Origin of the sequence: Salmonella sp. SSDFZ69 (assembly GCF_004010755.1) — a bacterium.
In the GTDB taxonomy this organism is placed as follows: domain Bacteria; phylum Pseudomonadota; class Gammaproteobacteria; order Enterobacterales; family Enterobacteriaceae; genus Salmonella; species Salmonella enterica.
The window spans coordinates 2223112-2236909 of record NZ_CP034831.1; the positions used below are offsets into that span (position 1 = coordinate 2223112).

11 protein-coding genes and 3 pseudogenes are annotated in these 13798 nt (G+C 49.5%); 8 read left to right on the top strand and 6 right to left on the bottom strand.

Annotated features, from left to right (window positions below; translation table 11 throughout):
* Window positions 1–9: 9 nt before the first annotated feature.
* Window positions 10–161: pseudogene (locus tag EOS98_RS24610) on the bottom strand (tyrosine-type recombinase/integrase); the annotation flags it as partial.
* A 429-nt stretch (window positions 162–590) separates the two neighbouring features.
* On the opposite strand from EOS98_RS24610, the pseudogene EOS98_RS11060 reads away from it, so the two are divergent.
* The 4 genes and pseudogenes from EOS98_RS11060 to EOS98_RS11090 form a co-directional block, all read left to right on the top strand.
* A pseudogene (locus tag EOS98_RS11060) lies at window positions 591–872 on the top strand (DUF4765 family protein); the annotation flags it as partial.
* Window positions 873–1016: 144 nt separating this feature from the next.
* Window positions 1017–1475: an IS200/IS605-like element IS200F family transposase gene (gene tnpA, locus EOS98_RS11070; RefSeq protein WP_000502119.1), complete on the top strand. Its 459-nt coding sequence runs from the start codon at window positions 1017–1019 to the stop codon at window positions 1473–1475.
* Between the two features lie 99 nt (window positions 1476–1574).
* Window positions 1575–3134, top strand: a pseudogene (locus EOS98_RS11080) (DUF4765 family protein); the annotation flags it as partial.
* Between the two features lie 274 nt (window positions 3135–3408).
* Window positions 3409–3747, top strand: coding sequence for an SMR family transporter (locus EOS98_RS11090; protein ID WP_000159242.1), 339 nt, complete (start codon window positions 3409–3411; stop codon window positions 3745–3747).
* Window positions 3748–3799: 52 nt separating this feature from the next.
* On the opposite strand, the gene uspF is transcribed toward EOS98_RS11090, so the two are convergent.
* The 3 genes from uspF to EOS98_RS11105 all read right to left on the bottom strand — a co-directional run bounded on the left by uspF (window position 3800) and on the right by EOS98_RS11105 (window position 8612).
* Window positions 3800–4234, bottom strand: a complete 435-nt coding sequence (uspF, locus tag EOS98_RS11095) for a universal stress protein UspF (protein ID WP_001082296.1) — start codon at window positions 4232–4234, stop codon at window positions 3800–3802.
* Window positions 4235–4715: 481 nt separating this feature from the next.
* Window positions 4716–8240, bottom strand: a complete 3525-nt coding sequence (gene nifJ, locus EOS98_RS11100; protein ID WP_010835223.1) for a pyruvate:ferredoxin (flavodoxin) oxidoreductase — start codon at window positions 8238–8240, stop codon at window positions 4716–4718.
* Between the two features lie 60 nt (window positions 8241–8300).
* Complete coding sequence (locus tag EOS98_RS11105; RefSeq protein WP_031602436.1) at window positions 8301–8612, bottom strand: hypothetical protein; 312 nt, start codon at window positions 8610–8612, stop codon at window positions 8301–8303.
* On the opposite strand from EOS98_RS11105, the gene EOS98_RS11110 reads away from it, so the two are divergent.
* Window positions 8516–8782 (top strand): DUF333 domain-containing protein, encoded by a 267-nt coding sequence (locus EOS98_RS11110; protein WP_001200679.1) that lies wholly within the window; start codon window positions 8516–8518, stop codon window positions 8780–8782. The genes EOS98_RS11105 and EOS98_RS11110 overlap by 97 nt on opposite strands.
* A 43-nt stretch (window positions 8783–8825) precedes the next feature.
* On the opposite strand, the gene hslJ is transcribed toward EOS98_RS11110, so the two are convergent.
* Together hslJ and ldhA are read right to left on the bottom strand one after the other, a co-directional pair.
* The gene (hslJ, locus tag EOS98_RS11115; protein ID WP_126524135.1) at window positions 8826–9236 is read right to left on the bottom strand and encodes a heat shock protein HslJ; all 411 of its coding nucleotides are present in this window, start codon (window positions 9234–9236) and stop codon (window positions 8826–8828) included.
* A 110-nt stretch (window positions 9237–9346) separates the two neighbouring features.
* Entirely contained in the window at window positions 9347–10336 is a 990-nt protein-coding gene (ldhA, locus tag EOS98_RS11120; RefSeq protein ID WP_000762206.1) for a D-lactate dehydrogenase, read from the bottom strand.
* Between the two features lie 239 nt (window positions 10337–10575).
* Between ldhA and EOS98_RS11125 the strand changes: the two genes are divergently transcribed.
* From EOS98_RS11125 to EOS98_RS11135, 3 genes are read left to right on the top strand one after another with little or no spacing between them, the layout of a single operon-like run.
* A complete protein-coding gene (locus EOS98_RS11125; protein WP_126524134.1) occupies window positions 10576–13212 on the top strand; it encodes a YdbH family protein in 2637 nt (878 codons plus the stop codon).
* Window positions 13212–13403 carry a YnbE family lipoprotein gene (locus EOS98_RS11130; RefSeq protein WP_000784063.1) on the top strand — a complete coding sequence of 64 codons (192 nt, stop codon included), beginning with the start codon at window positions 13212–13214 and terminating at the stop codon, window positions 13401–13403. Before EOS98_RS11125 ends, EOS98_RS11130 begins: the two co-directional genes overlap by 1 nt.
* Window positions 13404–13410: 7 nt before the next feature.
* Window positions 13411–13734, top strand: a complete 324-nt coding sequence (locus tag EOS98_RS11135) for a YdbL family protein (protein WP_000760414.1) — start codon at window positions 13411–13413, stop codon at window positions 13732–13734.
* The last annotated feature ends 64 nt before the right edge of the window (window positions 13735–13798 follow it).

Sequence of the window (13798 nt, forward strand, 5' to 3'; positions counted from 1 at the left end):
GTCATCAATCTACATACCGTAAATTTCATACACCATCTGCGCAGTTTCATGCCCCATTTGGCTGGCGATAAATGCCGGTTCGCTCCTGCCGTCAACAGCCAGCAGGCAAAAGTATGTCGCGTATGGTACGGATTACGGCGACGAATGCCAGCACGTTTTAATAGAGATAGTACCTTCGGATATTGTCAACTGTATACATCATGCAGCCAGGTCCGTTAAGAAGTGACGGGCTCAACTGAAATTCAGGCGCTGCTGCGTCCTGATGATGGTACGTTTCAAGTGGTTCCGTGGGGTGAACCGGGACAGGTGTAAAATGATATTCGGCACACCCTTTTTGCTCTTTTATTGGTGATATAAAATAACGTATCAGTATTTTATTATCTAATAAGATAGTGCAGTGTGTTTAATTATCGTTGGGTAAGATCATTTTACCGTATACTATTTAAAATTTTCTTGCCTATTCTGGTGGTCATATTGAATTAAAAATAGCCTGTTTCATATATACAGTTCAGACAAATTATTTGCGATGAGAATTGCTACCTGATATCTACACCTTATGATGTATACCATAATTCTGGCTGGAGAACGTAATGCGTATAACAGTAAGTGATATATCAACCAGAGAATCACAGCAGACGGTACAGATACAAGCTATCAGAAGCTGGGATACCATACCGTACCTTTCAATGTTGGATGGACTTTATCAGGACGATATCTTTCATGAGCAAATATCTAATTTACCAGAAGAATATATTAAGCTGGATGAGATGGCCAAAGATGAAGAAAAGAACAGCTTAAATATTTATGAATTCTTCTTTGAGCCAACACATGAAATTATATGTGAAGAAATCCAATCAACATTGGATTTTTATTGTCTATGGAAAACCCCCAGCTAGGCTGGGGGTTCCGGAAAGCTTTCAGCTTTAAGCCAGTTATTAAAACCCCTTTTGATTTGTTAAAACATCTTGCGGTCTGGCAACTGCAAAAGTTCAACAAGAAATCAAAAGGGGGTCCCAATGGGGGACGAAAAGAGCTTAGCGCACACCCGATGGAACTGTAAATATCACATAGTTTTCGCGCCCAAATACCGAAGACAAGCGTTCTATGGAGAGAAGCGTAGGGCAGTAGGCAGCATATTAAGAAAATTGTGTGAATGGAAAAACGTACGAATTCTGGAAGCAGAATGTTGTGCAGATCATATTCACATGCTTCTGGAGATCCCGCCGAAGATGAGTGTGTCGAGCTTCATGGGATATCTGAAGGGTAAAAGTAGTCTGATGCTTTACGAGCAGTTTGGGGATCTAAAATTCAAATACAGGAACAGGGAGTTCTGGTGCAGAGGGTACTATGTCGATACGGTGGGTAAGAACACGGCGAAGATACAGGACTACATAAAGCACCAGCTTGAAGAGGATAAAATGGGTGAGCAATTATCGATCCCTTATCCGGGCAGCCCGTTTACGGGCCGTAAGTAACGAAGTTTGATGCAAATGTCAGATCGTATGCGCCTGTTAGGGCGCGGCTGGTAAGAGAGCCTTACAGGCGCATCTGAAAAACCTCCGGCTATGCCGGAGGATATTTATTATTCAAATAGCGCAACCTTCCGTAGGCTGGTTAATTATAAAGTAGAGCGCAGTATCAATGACGATGTAGATACCAATAAATGCGAGGTAAAGATATCTCTAAATTACAGTTACGAAAATATTGATGGGGGGCGAGGATGTTTATCGCTTCCATTTGATCAAAACGGCTATCCAATTCCCCCTGACTTTCACAACTGTGTAAATGGAATCACATCAAAAAAATTGTTGTTAGATCTATTTCTAAAACATATTTTGCACGATCATTTAAATGCACACGGTGAAGTTGCAAACGTTTACGCCAATGTTATTTATAAAGAGATTGATCCCGCTGCAATTGCACATACATCGTCGTGTTTTTCTCAGGTAACGATGAGTGGTGAACATGAGCTATTTAATGTAGATAGCGTAACTGTTCCACCTAAAAGCACTGAGCAAATTATATTTGAGGGAAAGGAAATTCAAAAGCAAATTTTCTTATCTTCTCATAGCCGCAATCATCTTCAGCCAGTAACCATTCATAAAATGGACAGGAGTATTAAAAACATTGCAGTAACTGGTTTGTTATTATCATCAAGATTAGCAGTAACATCTGGTGATTATAGGATAAAAAATGGTAATTCAGAGGGTGAGAATGATTTTTTACCCGTTAAAGAATTACAGAGATATGAAAGGGCTCTCCCGGAGGATCATCCTGCCCCAACTACGGAGCCTAACCTGGCAGGTAAGGTGTTAGATGGCCTATTTGAACACTTTACATCTATGGCAGGGGGACGCTACAGAAAACAAGCCTCATATCCACCGCTGCCATCGGAAGCGCCTAATACGATAAAATATGGCGACAGAGAGCTCGTTTTAACTAAAGAACCCGGTTCAGAAACGTATCAGGCAACCTATTCGGATAGCGGAAAAAATTCAGCCATGACATTTTACCGATCTTCTGATGGAAGATTTTATCAGGCGTCAGGGCTGAAAGGTGGGGGGCTTATTCGCCATATTGATAAGCCTTATTCAGAGTTAAGAGAAGGAGACACGGGTTATGATGAAGAGCTTCTGGATATTACGGATGATTCCCCCTTACTGGAAGATATACTGGCCTCTCTGTCAGAAGATTTATACCCTACATCAGAAGAAAATGTACAAAGTATTTATAAGAAATACCAGAGTGGGGATGCTGCAGCAGGGGAGACTGAAGTTGTATTATGCCGAGGTACAATAGGTCCGCAGGCTGAAAATATTGTTAGTTTTAAAACAGCAGGCGGTATTGAGGGGGGCGATGTAGAGGTATTGCCTGTCTCTGCTGAAATAGCCAAAGAGCAGGTTCGAAGTGGAAGAATCGTACCTGAATATACCACCGATCTTAGTGTTGCCGACAGGTTCAGCAGGGAACATTATCTTATTATCGTTAGGGTAAAAGTCAAATATCTTACACGAGGTAGCGTCAGTGAAAGCGGCTGGGTTATGCCAAAAAAAACACCAGTGGACCCTGTTGGTATAATTGACAGGACATATGGTAAAGCAGAAAATACGGGGCAGGCAAACGCTTCTAAGTAATCATAAATTCTGAACAAGTTTATTGTTGTTATCTCTCGTGTATGAAAGATTGCTTTTATACTTTAAATAATTCGAGTTGCAGGAAGGCGGCAAGCGAGCGGATCCCCAGGAGCTTACTCAAGTAAGTGACTGGGGTAAGGGAGCGCAGCCGCAGCACATGCAACTTGAAGTAGGTTATGGCGAGATACGCAATGGTTCAAAAGCGTCTTTATTCTGTCATCCGTATTAATTAAGATGTCACCACGACCAGAAAAATATCGGAACGAAGAGATGTATGACTAAAGAAGCTGTAATCTTTCTATTTATCGCCATCGTGGTAGAAGTTATCGCCACGATCTCATTAAAATTATCGGATAGTTTTACGCGTCTGGTACCGAGCCTCGTTACCATCATCGGATATTGTATCGCGTTCTGGTGCCTTACCATCCCAATGCGAACCATCCCTGCGGGTATCATTTATGCCATTTGGTCTGGGGTAGGGATTGTTCTTATTGGATTGATAGGATGGTTGTTTCTTGGCCAAAAACTGGATGTGCCGGCTATTATTGGCATGTTGCTTATCATCTGCGGCGTAATCGTAATCAATCTGTTTTCAAAAAGCGTCAGTCACTAGGCGATGATGATGGTTGATTTGAGCCCGCACTCTCTTATGCGGGCTCGGGTATTTAGCGCACCACCAGTACGGAGCATTCCGCATGACGCACAACGGCTGCGGCGTTGGAACCCAACAGATAGGTAGTAATATCCGGACGATGCGAGGCGATAATCACCATATCGGCCGGTAATTTTTTTGCCATTTCCAGAATCTTATCTTTAGGAGAGCCTTCTGCAACGTGCGCCTGCACGCGGTCCGCGGGAAGGTTGAATTTCTTGATAATCGCTTCCAGTTGAGATTTGGCTTCGGCTTTCAAATCGTCCATTGCGGGGAGCTCTGCTGAATAAGCCAGTCCCAGTGAAGCGTAATAGGGCAAAGACGGGATTACAGTCAAAAAGTGCACTTTAGCGTCGTCAATCTTTGCTTCGGCTTCAACATGTGAAATCACGCGTTGAGTTAATTCTGAATCTGAAATATCGATGGGTACAAGAATCGTTCTGTTCATAAAACCTCCTGTTTAAGTATCCACTGAAATTCTACTCCCTAAAGGCACTTTATGTACAATGACATACGTCACATTTTAGGTGCTGCTCCACGATACTCTGCGGGGACTACCAACAGGGGAGGACGGCGTAATATTAAGCGCATTCCCCGTAAATAATCAGCGAGTTGACGTTAAAACGTTATTTCTGCCTTGTCAGGAAAGACCTAAAAAGAGATGTTACCGTTTAATTCAATAATTAATGAAATAATTCGAAGTGAAATAGATATAATTTATACGAATGCTTTTGGGGGTATTATACGAAATAAAAATTATACAATATCATTCGGTTACGATATTCTACGCCTGTTATATGCCTTTATTGTCACATATTCATTTTGTCGCTGGGCCATTGCGTTAACCTTTGCTTTCCAGCGTATAAATTGACAAGCCCGAACGAATGTTCGGGCTTTTTTTGTTTCCAGGTTAATCCTTAGAATATTTTTTAATCTGCGCCGGGTTTTTCCGCTTTTCCTGCCAGCAAGGCAAGAAAGTCATAGCGTTTTTGCAAATCCAATGCGGCATCTCGCCATAATTGTTCAGCTACTTCAGGCTGTTGCGCATTCAGGCGACGGAAACGCTGTTCATTAAGCAGCGTTTCCGCCAGGGCATCAGACGGTGGCCGAGAGTCCAGCGCCAGCGGCGGCTTGCCTTCATCCGCACGGCGGGGATCAAAGCGGTATAACGGCCAGAAACCGGTCGCCGTTAACTGGCGCATCTGGTCATGGCTTAGCGCCAGATCGTAGCCATGTTCTTCACAGGGGCTATAGGCAATGATCAGCGACGGTCCTGGCCAGGCTTCGGCCTCCTGGATGGCTTTCACCGTCTGGTTTAACTGCGCGCCCAGCGAGATTTGCGCGACATAAACATGACCATACATCATCATGCTGACACCAAGATCTTTACGGGCTTTACGCTTGCCATGTTCGCCAAACTTAGTGACGGCGCCAAGCGGCGTCGCCTTCGACGCCTGGCCGCCAGTATTGGAGTAACACTGCGTATCCAGAACCAGAATATTGACATTCTCCGTCAGGCTTAACACATGGTCTAAACCGCCAAAGCCGATGTCGTATGCCCAACCATCGCCGCCAATCAGCCAGATTGATTTTTCTACCAGCGCATCAGCATCCTTTAACAGTTCCTCTGCGCCCGCAACCGATTTCAGATGTTGGCGTAATGCGGCGACCTGCTCACGCCGAACGTCAGGCGTTGCTTCGGCATGCAGCGCATTGTTTAATTCCGCCGGGATGCGATCGGCGAATTGCGCCAGTAAACGCATGACGCGCGCCCGGTGCTGATCCACGCTCAGACGGAAACCGAGACCAAATTCCGCGTTATCTTCAAATAACGAATTCGCCCATGCCGGGCCGCGTCCGTTGGCATCGGTGGTATAAGGCGTTGAGGGTAAGTTACCGCCGTAAATAGAGGAACACCCCGTGGCGTTAGCGATTAACATTCTGTCGCCATATAACTGAGTCAGCAGTTTAATATACGGCGTTTCACCGCAGCCGGAACAGGCGCCGGAATATTCAAACAGCGGCGTAATAAGCTGCGATGTGCGGATATCAATTCGTTCCAGTTTGCTGCGATCGATTTCCGGTAAGTCGAGGAAAAAGTCATAATTCACTTTCTCTTCTTCCACATGCTCCAGGCGCGACATCATGTTAATCGCCTTGATCTGTGGATTTTGCCGATCTTTAGCCGGGCAGACCTCTACGCATAAATTACAGCCAGTACAGTCTTCCGGCGCGACCTGCAGCACATATTTCTGGCCGCGCATATCGCGGGACTTCACGTCCAGCGAATGCAGACTGGCTGGCGCGTTCTCCATCGCCTGCGGGGAAACGACTTTTGCACGAATCGCCGAGTGAGGGCAGGCGGCGACGCAGTGATTACATTGTGTACACAGTTCCTCTTTCCAGACAGGAATCTCTTCGGCGATATTGCGTTTTTCCCAGCGGGTGGTGCCCATTGGCCATGTTCCGTCCGGCGGCAGCGCGGAAACAGGCAGTGCGTCGCCGAGGCCCGCCAACATGGCGGCGGTAACGGTTTTCACGAAATCCGGCGCGGCGTCGGAGACGACCGGCGGGCGATGCGCGCTATGCGGATTAACCGCCTGCAACGGCACTTCCGCCAGCGATTCCTGCGCCAGAGCCAATGCCTGCCAGTTACGCTCAACCAGATCCTGTCCTTTGCTGCTATAGCTTTTGGCAATCGCGCCCTGCAGCTCAACCAGGGCGCTATCGCCCGGAAGAATATGCGTCAGGTGGAAGAAAGCCATTTGCATGACGGTATTGATGCGGGCGCCAAGTCCACATTCGCGGGCGATTTTCGCCGCGTTAACCACGTAAAAACGCGCCTTTTTCTGATTCAACACCGCCTGAACTTCTTGCGGCAGACGCGACCAGACCTCGTCGGCGCTGTACGGCGTATTAAGCAGAAAGATACCGCCGGGCTTCAGACGCTCCGCCATCTGATATTTATCGATAAACTGTAATTGATGGCAGCCGACAAAATCCGCCTGAGCAATTAAGTAAGCGGAACGAATGGGTTTTTCGCTGACGCGCAGGTGCGATACCGTGAGCCCGCCAGCTTTTTTAGAGTCATAAACGAAATAACCTTGCGCATACCACGGCGTAGAATTACCGATAATTTTAATATTATTTTTCGTGGCGGATACGCTGCCGTCGCTTCCCAAGCCGTAAAATAACGCTTCCAGTTTAGCGCTGCCGGGCAGGGTATTTTCCGGTAATGGCAGCGAGAGGTTAGTAACGTCATCATAAATGCCCACCGTAAACCGTGGCTTGGGTTTCGCATGGCTGAGTTCATTAAAGACCGCCAGTACGCACGCCGGGCCGAACTCTTTGGATGATAGCCCATAACGGCCGCCAATGGTGCGCGGCAACGTTTCGCGCTCGCCATTATTAAAGGCTTCCGCCAGTGCGGTCATCACGTCCAGATAAAGCGGCTCGGCCTGCGCGCCAGGCTCTTTGGTGCGATCCAGCACGGCGATAGCGCGAACGGTTTCCGGTAATGCCTGTAACAAATGTTTGGCGGAGAAGGGACGGAACAGACGGACTTTCAGAACGCCGACCTTTTCTCCGCGTATCAGTAGCTCGTCCACGACCTCTTCGCAGGTGCCGAGGGCGGAGCCCATCATTATGATGACGCGTTCAGCCTGGGGATGGCCATAATATTCAAATGGCTGGTACTGACGGCCCGTAGCGTCGCCAAATGCCTTCATCGCCTCTTCAACATGATCATAAACGGCGTTGTACCACGGGTTGGTCGCTTCGCGAGACTGGAAGTAGGTGTCCGGATTCGCTGAAGTTCCACGAATCACCGGATGTTCCGGATTCAGCGCGCGGGCGCGGTGAGCGTCGATCTCCGCCTGCGGCATCAGGTTCAGAATGGTTTCATCCGTTAGCGGTATAATTTTGTTGATTTCATGCGATGTACGGAAGCCATCAAAAAAATGAATAAACGGAACGCGGCTTTTCAGCGTAGCCCTGTGCGCGATCAGCGCAAAATCCTGCGCTTCCTGAACGCTGGCGGCGCATAACATCGCGCAGCCTGTCTGGCGGACCGCCATCACATCGGAATGGTCGCCAAAAATAGAAAGCGCGTGTGTGGCGACAGTGCGCGCGGCAACGTGCAGTACAAACGGCGTGAGCTGCCCCGCCAGTTTATACAGCGTTGGAATCATCAGCAGCAGCCCCTGCGATGATGTAAATGACGTAGAAAGCGAACCGGTTTGTAACGCACCGTGAACGGCGGCGATCGCGCCGCCTTCCGACTGCATCTCTACCACACGCGGCGTATCGCCCCAGACATTTTTAAGCCCATTGCCGGCCCAGGCATCCGCTTGTTCAGCCATTGTTGAACTGGGCGTAATCGGGTAAATGGCGATAACCTCGCTGGTACGGAACGCCACCGACGCTACTGCGCCATTACCGTCAATTGTTTGCATATGACACCCTTACATTGCGCAAAAAAGAGGGACACGCATAATCGAGAGCGCATCCTGTAGTTATCCTTTTATTTTAGCAAAGCCCTTCAAGCCCCATTTTCGCTTTTGTGTCCCTGGCGGGAGGAGAATGACGATTTCTTGCCGAAAAGACGTAAAAAATTGCCAATAAATGTTAATGAAGCGCATAAATGCGCGCTTTGCCTCTCGACGCGTCAGTTTCTGCTGCCTATTATTTAGGGCGGTATCGTTTGGATGAATAAACAGAGGGGAGAGAAATGCGCGCAGCGTTTTGGGTGGGATGTGCCGCGTTATTATTGTCGGCTTGCAGTAGCGAACCTGTTCAGCAGGCAACCGCGGCGCATGTTTCGCCAGGGATGAAAGCGGCGATGTCCAGCGCCGGCGAAGCGAATTGCGCTATGATTGGCGGTTCGCTTTCAGCGGCCCGGCAGCTTGATGGTTCAGTAATTGGTATGTGCGCGCTACCCAACGGCAAACGTTGTAGCGAACAGTCGCTTGCCGCCGGAAACTGCGGGAGTTACTAAGCGCGGCGTTTCGCCTGACGCGTATAACTTTTCACTTAATGGCTTAGTGCGCTAAATCCGCCAGTTTATACATTAGCGTTGTTTCTGCCGTCGCCAGCGTTAATTGGTTCGCAGTTAAATCGACCTGCGCGCCTTTGCTGAAGAGTTCGCTGAGGGTGCCGTCCAGCGAATTAAGCTGCGGATCGGCGCACATCATTCGGGTCATCGCTAAATTTTTCACTTTTAATTCGCCGTCCGATAGTTTTCCTTCGCCGGTGAATTGATTGCACATTTTGCCGGATACCGTCATGTCCTCGCCAAAGCTGAGCTCCGGGCCGGTGACCGTTTTACCGTTTACGCTTTCCAGAACAAAGCGGTGGTGCTCCAGTTGCTCGCGTTTGACGGACACTTTTCCACTGCTCACACACCCTGTCATTATGATGCTCAGGGCGACCAGCGTGACGATTTTCTTCATTGATATTCTCTGTAATCTGATAGTTAACACTGACTATAGTAATGATATGACCGGATAGATCTTCAGGGGTTATCCGAAAATGCCCCCCTGAGCGCAGGGGAGCGACAGGATTAGAACAGCGCGTTCGGGCAGGCTTCGCCCTTCTCAAGCTGGCTTAAGTTTTGTAACGTGGTTTCAGAGATGCTGATCAGCGCTTCTGCGGTCAGGAATGCCTGGTGCCCCGTAAACAGTACGTTATGGCAGGCCGACAGACGGCGGAAAACATCATCCTGGATAACATCGTTTGACTTATCTTCAAAGAACAGGTCGCGTTCGTTTTCATACACATCCATCCCCAGCGAGCCGATTTTCTGATTCTTCAGAGCTTCGATAGCCGCCTGGGAATCAATCAGCGCGCCACGACTGGTATTAATGACCATAACGCCATTTTTCATTTGGTCGAATGCCGCATGGTTCAGTAAATGGTAGTTTTCCGGCGTGAGCGGGCAGTGCAGGGAAATGACATCCGATTCGGCAAACAACGTTTGCAGATCCACATACTCGACGCCGAGATCAAGCGCGGCGGTGCTGGGATAGGGATCAAACGCCAGTAAACGCATTCCAAAGCCTTTCAGGATACGCAGCGCGGCGACGCCGATTTTACCGGTACCAATGACGCCAGCGGTTTTTCCGTGCATGGTAAAGCCGGTCAGTCCCTCAAGGGAAAAGTTAGCGTCGCGGGTGCGTTGATAAGCGCGGTGAATACGGCGGTTCAATGTCATCATCATGCCAATCGCATGTTCAGCGACGGCTTCCGGAGAATAAGCCGGCACGCGAACCACCTGCAAACCGAGCTCTTTAGCGGCGTCCAGGTCGACATTATTAAATCCGGCGCAACGCAGCGCGATGTATTTCACGCCGTGTTTTTTCAGCTCTTCCAGTACCGGTCGGCTCCCGTCGTCATTCACGAAGATACAAACTGCTTCACATCCATTGGCGGTTTTCGCCGTTTTCTCGGTTAGCAGAAAATCAAAAAACTCCAGTTCAAAACCGAACGCTTCGTTCACTTGCTGTAGATATTTCTTGTCATACTGTTTGGTACTATAGACGGCGAGTTTCATATGACCTTCTCCAGTGATGTTAGAATCACACAAATATGCTTAAAATTATCTTACAAAAAATCAAAAATAATTGATAGTCATACATATAATGAATAATTTTAGGTTATCATTCTCCACAACGCCTCAAATAGCCGGAGGGCGCCCCTGCAACATGAACTATTAGGCTATGTACGGGCAATCATGCCAAAATAAAGAGATAGCCGACTGAATTTTTCGTTAAATCAGGAAATTAATGGCCCATGAAGGGTAAATATAAAGCCGCCCTTGCGCTACTGTTACTGCTGATTCTTGTCCCTCTGACGCTACTGATGACCCTCGGGCTGTGGGTTCCCACTCTGGCGGGAATTTGGCTACCCGTCGGTACCCGTATCGCTCTGGAACAAAGTCCACGCCTGACACGTCATGGGTTAGTGATTCCCGATCTTCGCTATCTGGTCAATGATTGTTCGTTAGCGCATATTACCCAGGCGGAACTGACGCATCCCAGCCGTTGGTTGCTGAATATTAAAAGCCTCAAACTGGATGCCGCGTGCCTGGCGAAACTGCCTGCTACGGAAGCTTCTCCCGCCGCGCCGCGTACGCTGGCGCAGTGGCAGTCAATGCTGCCCAATACCTGGATTAACATCGATAATGTCATTCTCGCGCCCTGGCCGGAATGGCAGGGCAAGCTGGCGATCTCCATGACGCCGGTCATTCAGCAGATACGTTATCAGGGCGAAAAAGTAAAATTTCAAGGGCAGCTACGCGGTCAGGCATTGACGGTGAGCCAACTGGAGATCGCCGCGCTGGCCAACCAGCCTCCCGTTAGCCTGGCGGGGGAATTTGTGTTGCCGCTGGTACCGGATGGCATGCCGGTCAGCGGTCATGCAGCAGCGACCTTGCGTCTGCCGCAGGAACCGTCGCTGGTGGATGCGGAACTGGAGTGGCGTGATAACGCCGGACAGCTCATCGTGATGGCGCGAGGTAATCCTGACCCGATTCTCGATCTCCCCTGGGCGGTAACGCGTCAGCGGCTTACCATCAGCGATGGCCGCTGGAACTGGCCATATCAGGGATTCCCCTTGAGCGGACGTCTGGCTTTTAATATCGATAACTGGCAAGCCGGGCCGGATAATGCGCGAGTCAGCGGACGCCTGAATATTCTGACCCAGGGCGATGCCGGTAAAGCGAACGCTGTACTGACTATCGGCCCGGGAAAACTAAGCATGGATAGCAGTGAGATGCCTCTACAGCTTACCGGCGAGGCTAAACAGAAGGATTTAATCTTTTATGCCGTATTGCCCGCTATGTTCCGCGGCAGTCTGGCCGATCCGCAGCTCACCTTTGCACCTGGCGCATTGCTACGCTCGCGCGGTCGGGTGATTGATGCGTTAGATATTGATGAAATTCGTTGGCCGCTGGCGGGCGTTAAGGTGACGCCGCGCGGCGTTGATGGTCGATTACAGGCTATTTTACGGGCGCATGAAAATGAGATGGGCGATTTCGTTCTTCATCTTGATGGCCTGGCGAATGATTTTCTTCCTGATGCTGGTCGCTGGCGGTGGCGCTATTGGGGGCAAGGAAGCTTTACGCCAATGCGCGCCCGCTGGGATATTGCCGGACAGGGCGAATGGCATGATAACACCATCAGGTTGACCAGTTTGTCCACCGGTTTTGATCAGTTGCACTATGGCGCAATGACCGTCACATCGCCAAGACTGGCGCTGAATAAACCTATTGTCTGGGTTCGCGACGCCACAACGCCGTCGCTACAGGGCGCGCTGTCTCTGGAGGCGGGAAAAACCGTATTTACCAGCGGGAGCGTGCTGCCGCCTTCTACCATTAATTTTAGCGTTGAAGGGCGCGAGCCAACCCTGTTCCAGTTTAAAGGCGACCTTCGGGCGGGGGCGATAGGGCCGGTACGGCTGAATGGGCGCTGGGATGGCGAACGCCTTCGCGGACAGGCCTGGTGGCCGAAGCAGTCGCTTATCGTTTTCCAGCCGTTGCTTCCACCAGACTGGAAAATGACGCTGCGCGAAGGCTTACTGTATGCGCAGGTGGCTTTTTCCGCCGCACAGGGGCAGGGGTTTGAAGCAGGTGGACACGGCGTGTTAAAAGGCGGCAGTGCCTGGATGCCGGATAACAAAATCAACGGCGTCGATTTCATTCTGCCATTTCGCTTCCACAACGGCGCGTGGCAATTGGGGACGCGCGGGCCCGTCTCGCTGCGTATCGCTGGGATAGTTAACCAGGTCACGGCGAAAAATATCACCGCTGATTTACAGGGCGGTTATCCCTGGAGCGAGTCGAATCCATTACTGCTAAGCGATGTCAGCGTAGACGTGCTGGGCGGTCAAATCATTATGAAACAGTTGCGAATGCCGCAGCACGACCCGGCGCTTTTGCGGGTGCAAAATATTTCATCCAGCGAATTGATTAGCGCCATAAATCCAAAGCAATTCGCCATGTCTGGTCCGGTTAGCGGCGCGCTGCCGCTGTGGCTGAACAATGAAAAATGGATAATCAAAGATGGCTGGCTTACGAATCCCGGGCCAATGACGTTGCGTATCGATAAAGATACTGCGGATGCGGTGGTGAAGGATAATGTCACGGCAGGCTCGGCGATCAACTGGCTACGTTATATGGAGATTACGCATTCGTGGACGAAAATTAACGTTGATAACCTGGGCGTACTAACGATGCAGGCGGCCATTACCGGCAAAAGCCGGGTAGATGGTAAAACCGCGATCGTTAACTTGAACTATACCCATGAAGAAAATGTGTTTACGCTGTGGCGCAGTTTGCGTTTTGGCGACAATTTACAGGCATGGCTTGAACAAAATACAGCGTTGCCGCAACCTCCTTGCCGGAAAGACAAGGACTGTGAGGATAAATAATGAAAATGAGTATTGCCATGCTGTCAGCGCTTGCGTCATTTATCGTGGTGGGGTGCACGCCACGTATTGAAGTCGCCGCGCCGGAACAGCCGATTACCATCAACATGAATGTAAAGATCGAGCATGAAATACATATCAAAGTCGATAAAGATGTTGAAGAACTCCTGAAATCACGCAGCGATCTATTCTGAGGCCATAATGAAAAAGTATTTAATGCTATGGGTGCTGACGCTGAGCTTGCTCACACCTTCTGTGTGGGCCTTAACCCTGGACGAAGCGCGCACGCAGGGCCGGGTCGGGGAAACGCTGAATGGCTATCTGGTGGCCTTAAAGAATGATGCCGAAACCCAGAAGCTGGTGCTTGATATCAATCATGCCCGCCGCGCCAGTTACCAGCAGTTAGCGGATAGCAATCATCTTCCCGTGGATGAGGTGGCGAAGATGGCAGGGCAAAAACTGGTTGAGCGCGCCAGGCCGGGAGAATATGTCCAGGGAATTAATGGCAAATGGATGCGTAAATAACCGCTTCCCGACAATTTTTTTACCGCAAAATGCATTTTTATATGGGTAATTTCTGAATACGAAG

Bases quoted from the DNA above. Each gene is read 5' to 3' on its own strand.
- nifJ (WP_010835223.1), bottom strand. From the start codon at position 8,240: ATGCAAACAATTGACGGTAATGGCGCAGTAGCGTCGGTGGCGTTCCGT.
- EOS98_RS11125 (WP_126524134.1), top strand. From the start codon at position 10,576: ATGAAGGGTAAATATAAAGCCGCCCTTGCGCTACTGTTACTGCTGATT.
- EOS98_RS11135 (WP_000760414.1), top strand. From the start codon at position 13,411: ATGAAAAAGTATTTAATGCTATGGGTGCTGACGCTGAGCTTGCTCACA.
- EOS98_RS11110 (WP_001200679.1), top strand. From the start codon at position 8,516: ATGCGCGCAGCGTTTTGGGTGGGATGTGCCGCGTTATTATTGTCGGCT.
- ldhA (WP_000762206.1), bottom strand. From the start codon at position 10,336: ATGAAACTCGCCGTCTATAGTACCAAACAGTATGACAAGAAATATCTA.
- hslJ (WP_126524135.1), bottom strand. From the start codon at position 9,236: ATGAAGAAAATCGTCACGCTGGTCGCCCTGAGCATCATAATGACAGGG.
- uspF (WP_001082296.1), bottom strand. From the start codon at position 4,234: ATGAACAGAACGATTCTTGTACCCATCGATATTTCAGATTCAGAATTA.
- EOS98_RS11130 (WP_000784063.1), top strand. From the start codon at position 13,212: ATGAAAATGAGTATTGCCATGCTGTCAGCGCTTGCGTCATTTATCGTG.
- tnpA (WP_000502119.1), top strand. From the start codon at position 1,017: ATGGGGGACGAAAAGAGCTTAGCGCACACCCGATGGAACTGTAAATAT.
- EOS98_RS11090 (WP_000159242.1), top strand. From the start codon at position 3,409: ATGACTAAAGAAGCTGTAATCTTTCTATTTATCGCCATCGTGGTAGAA.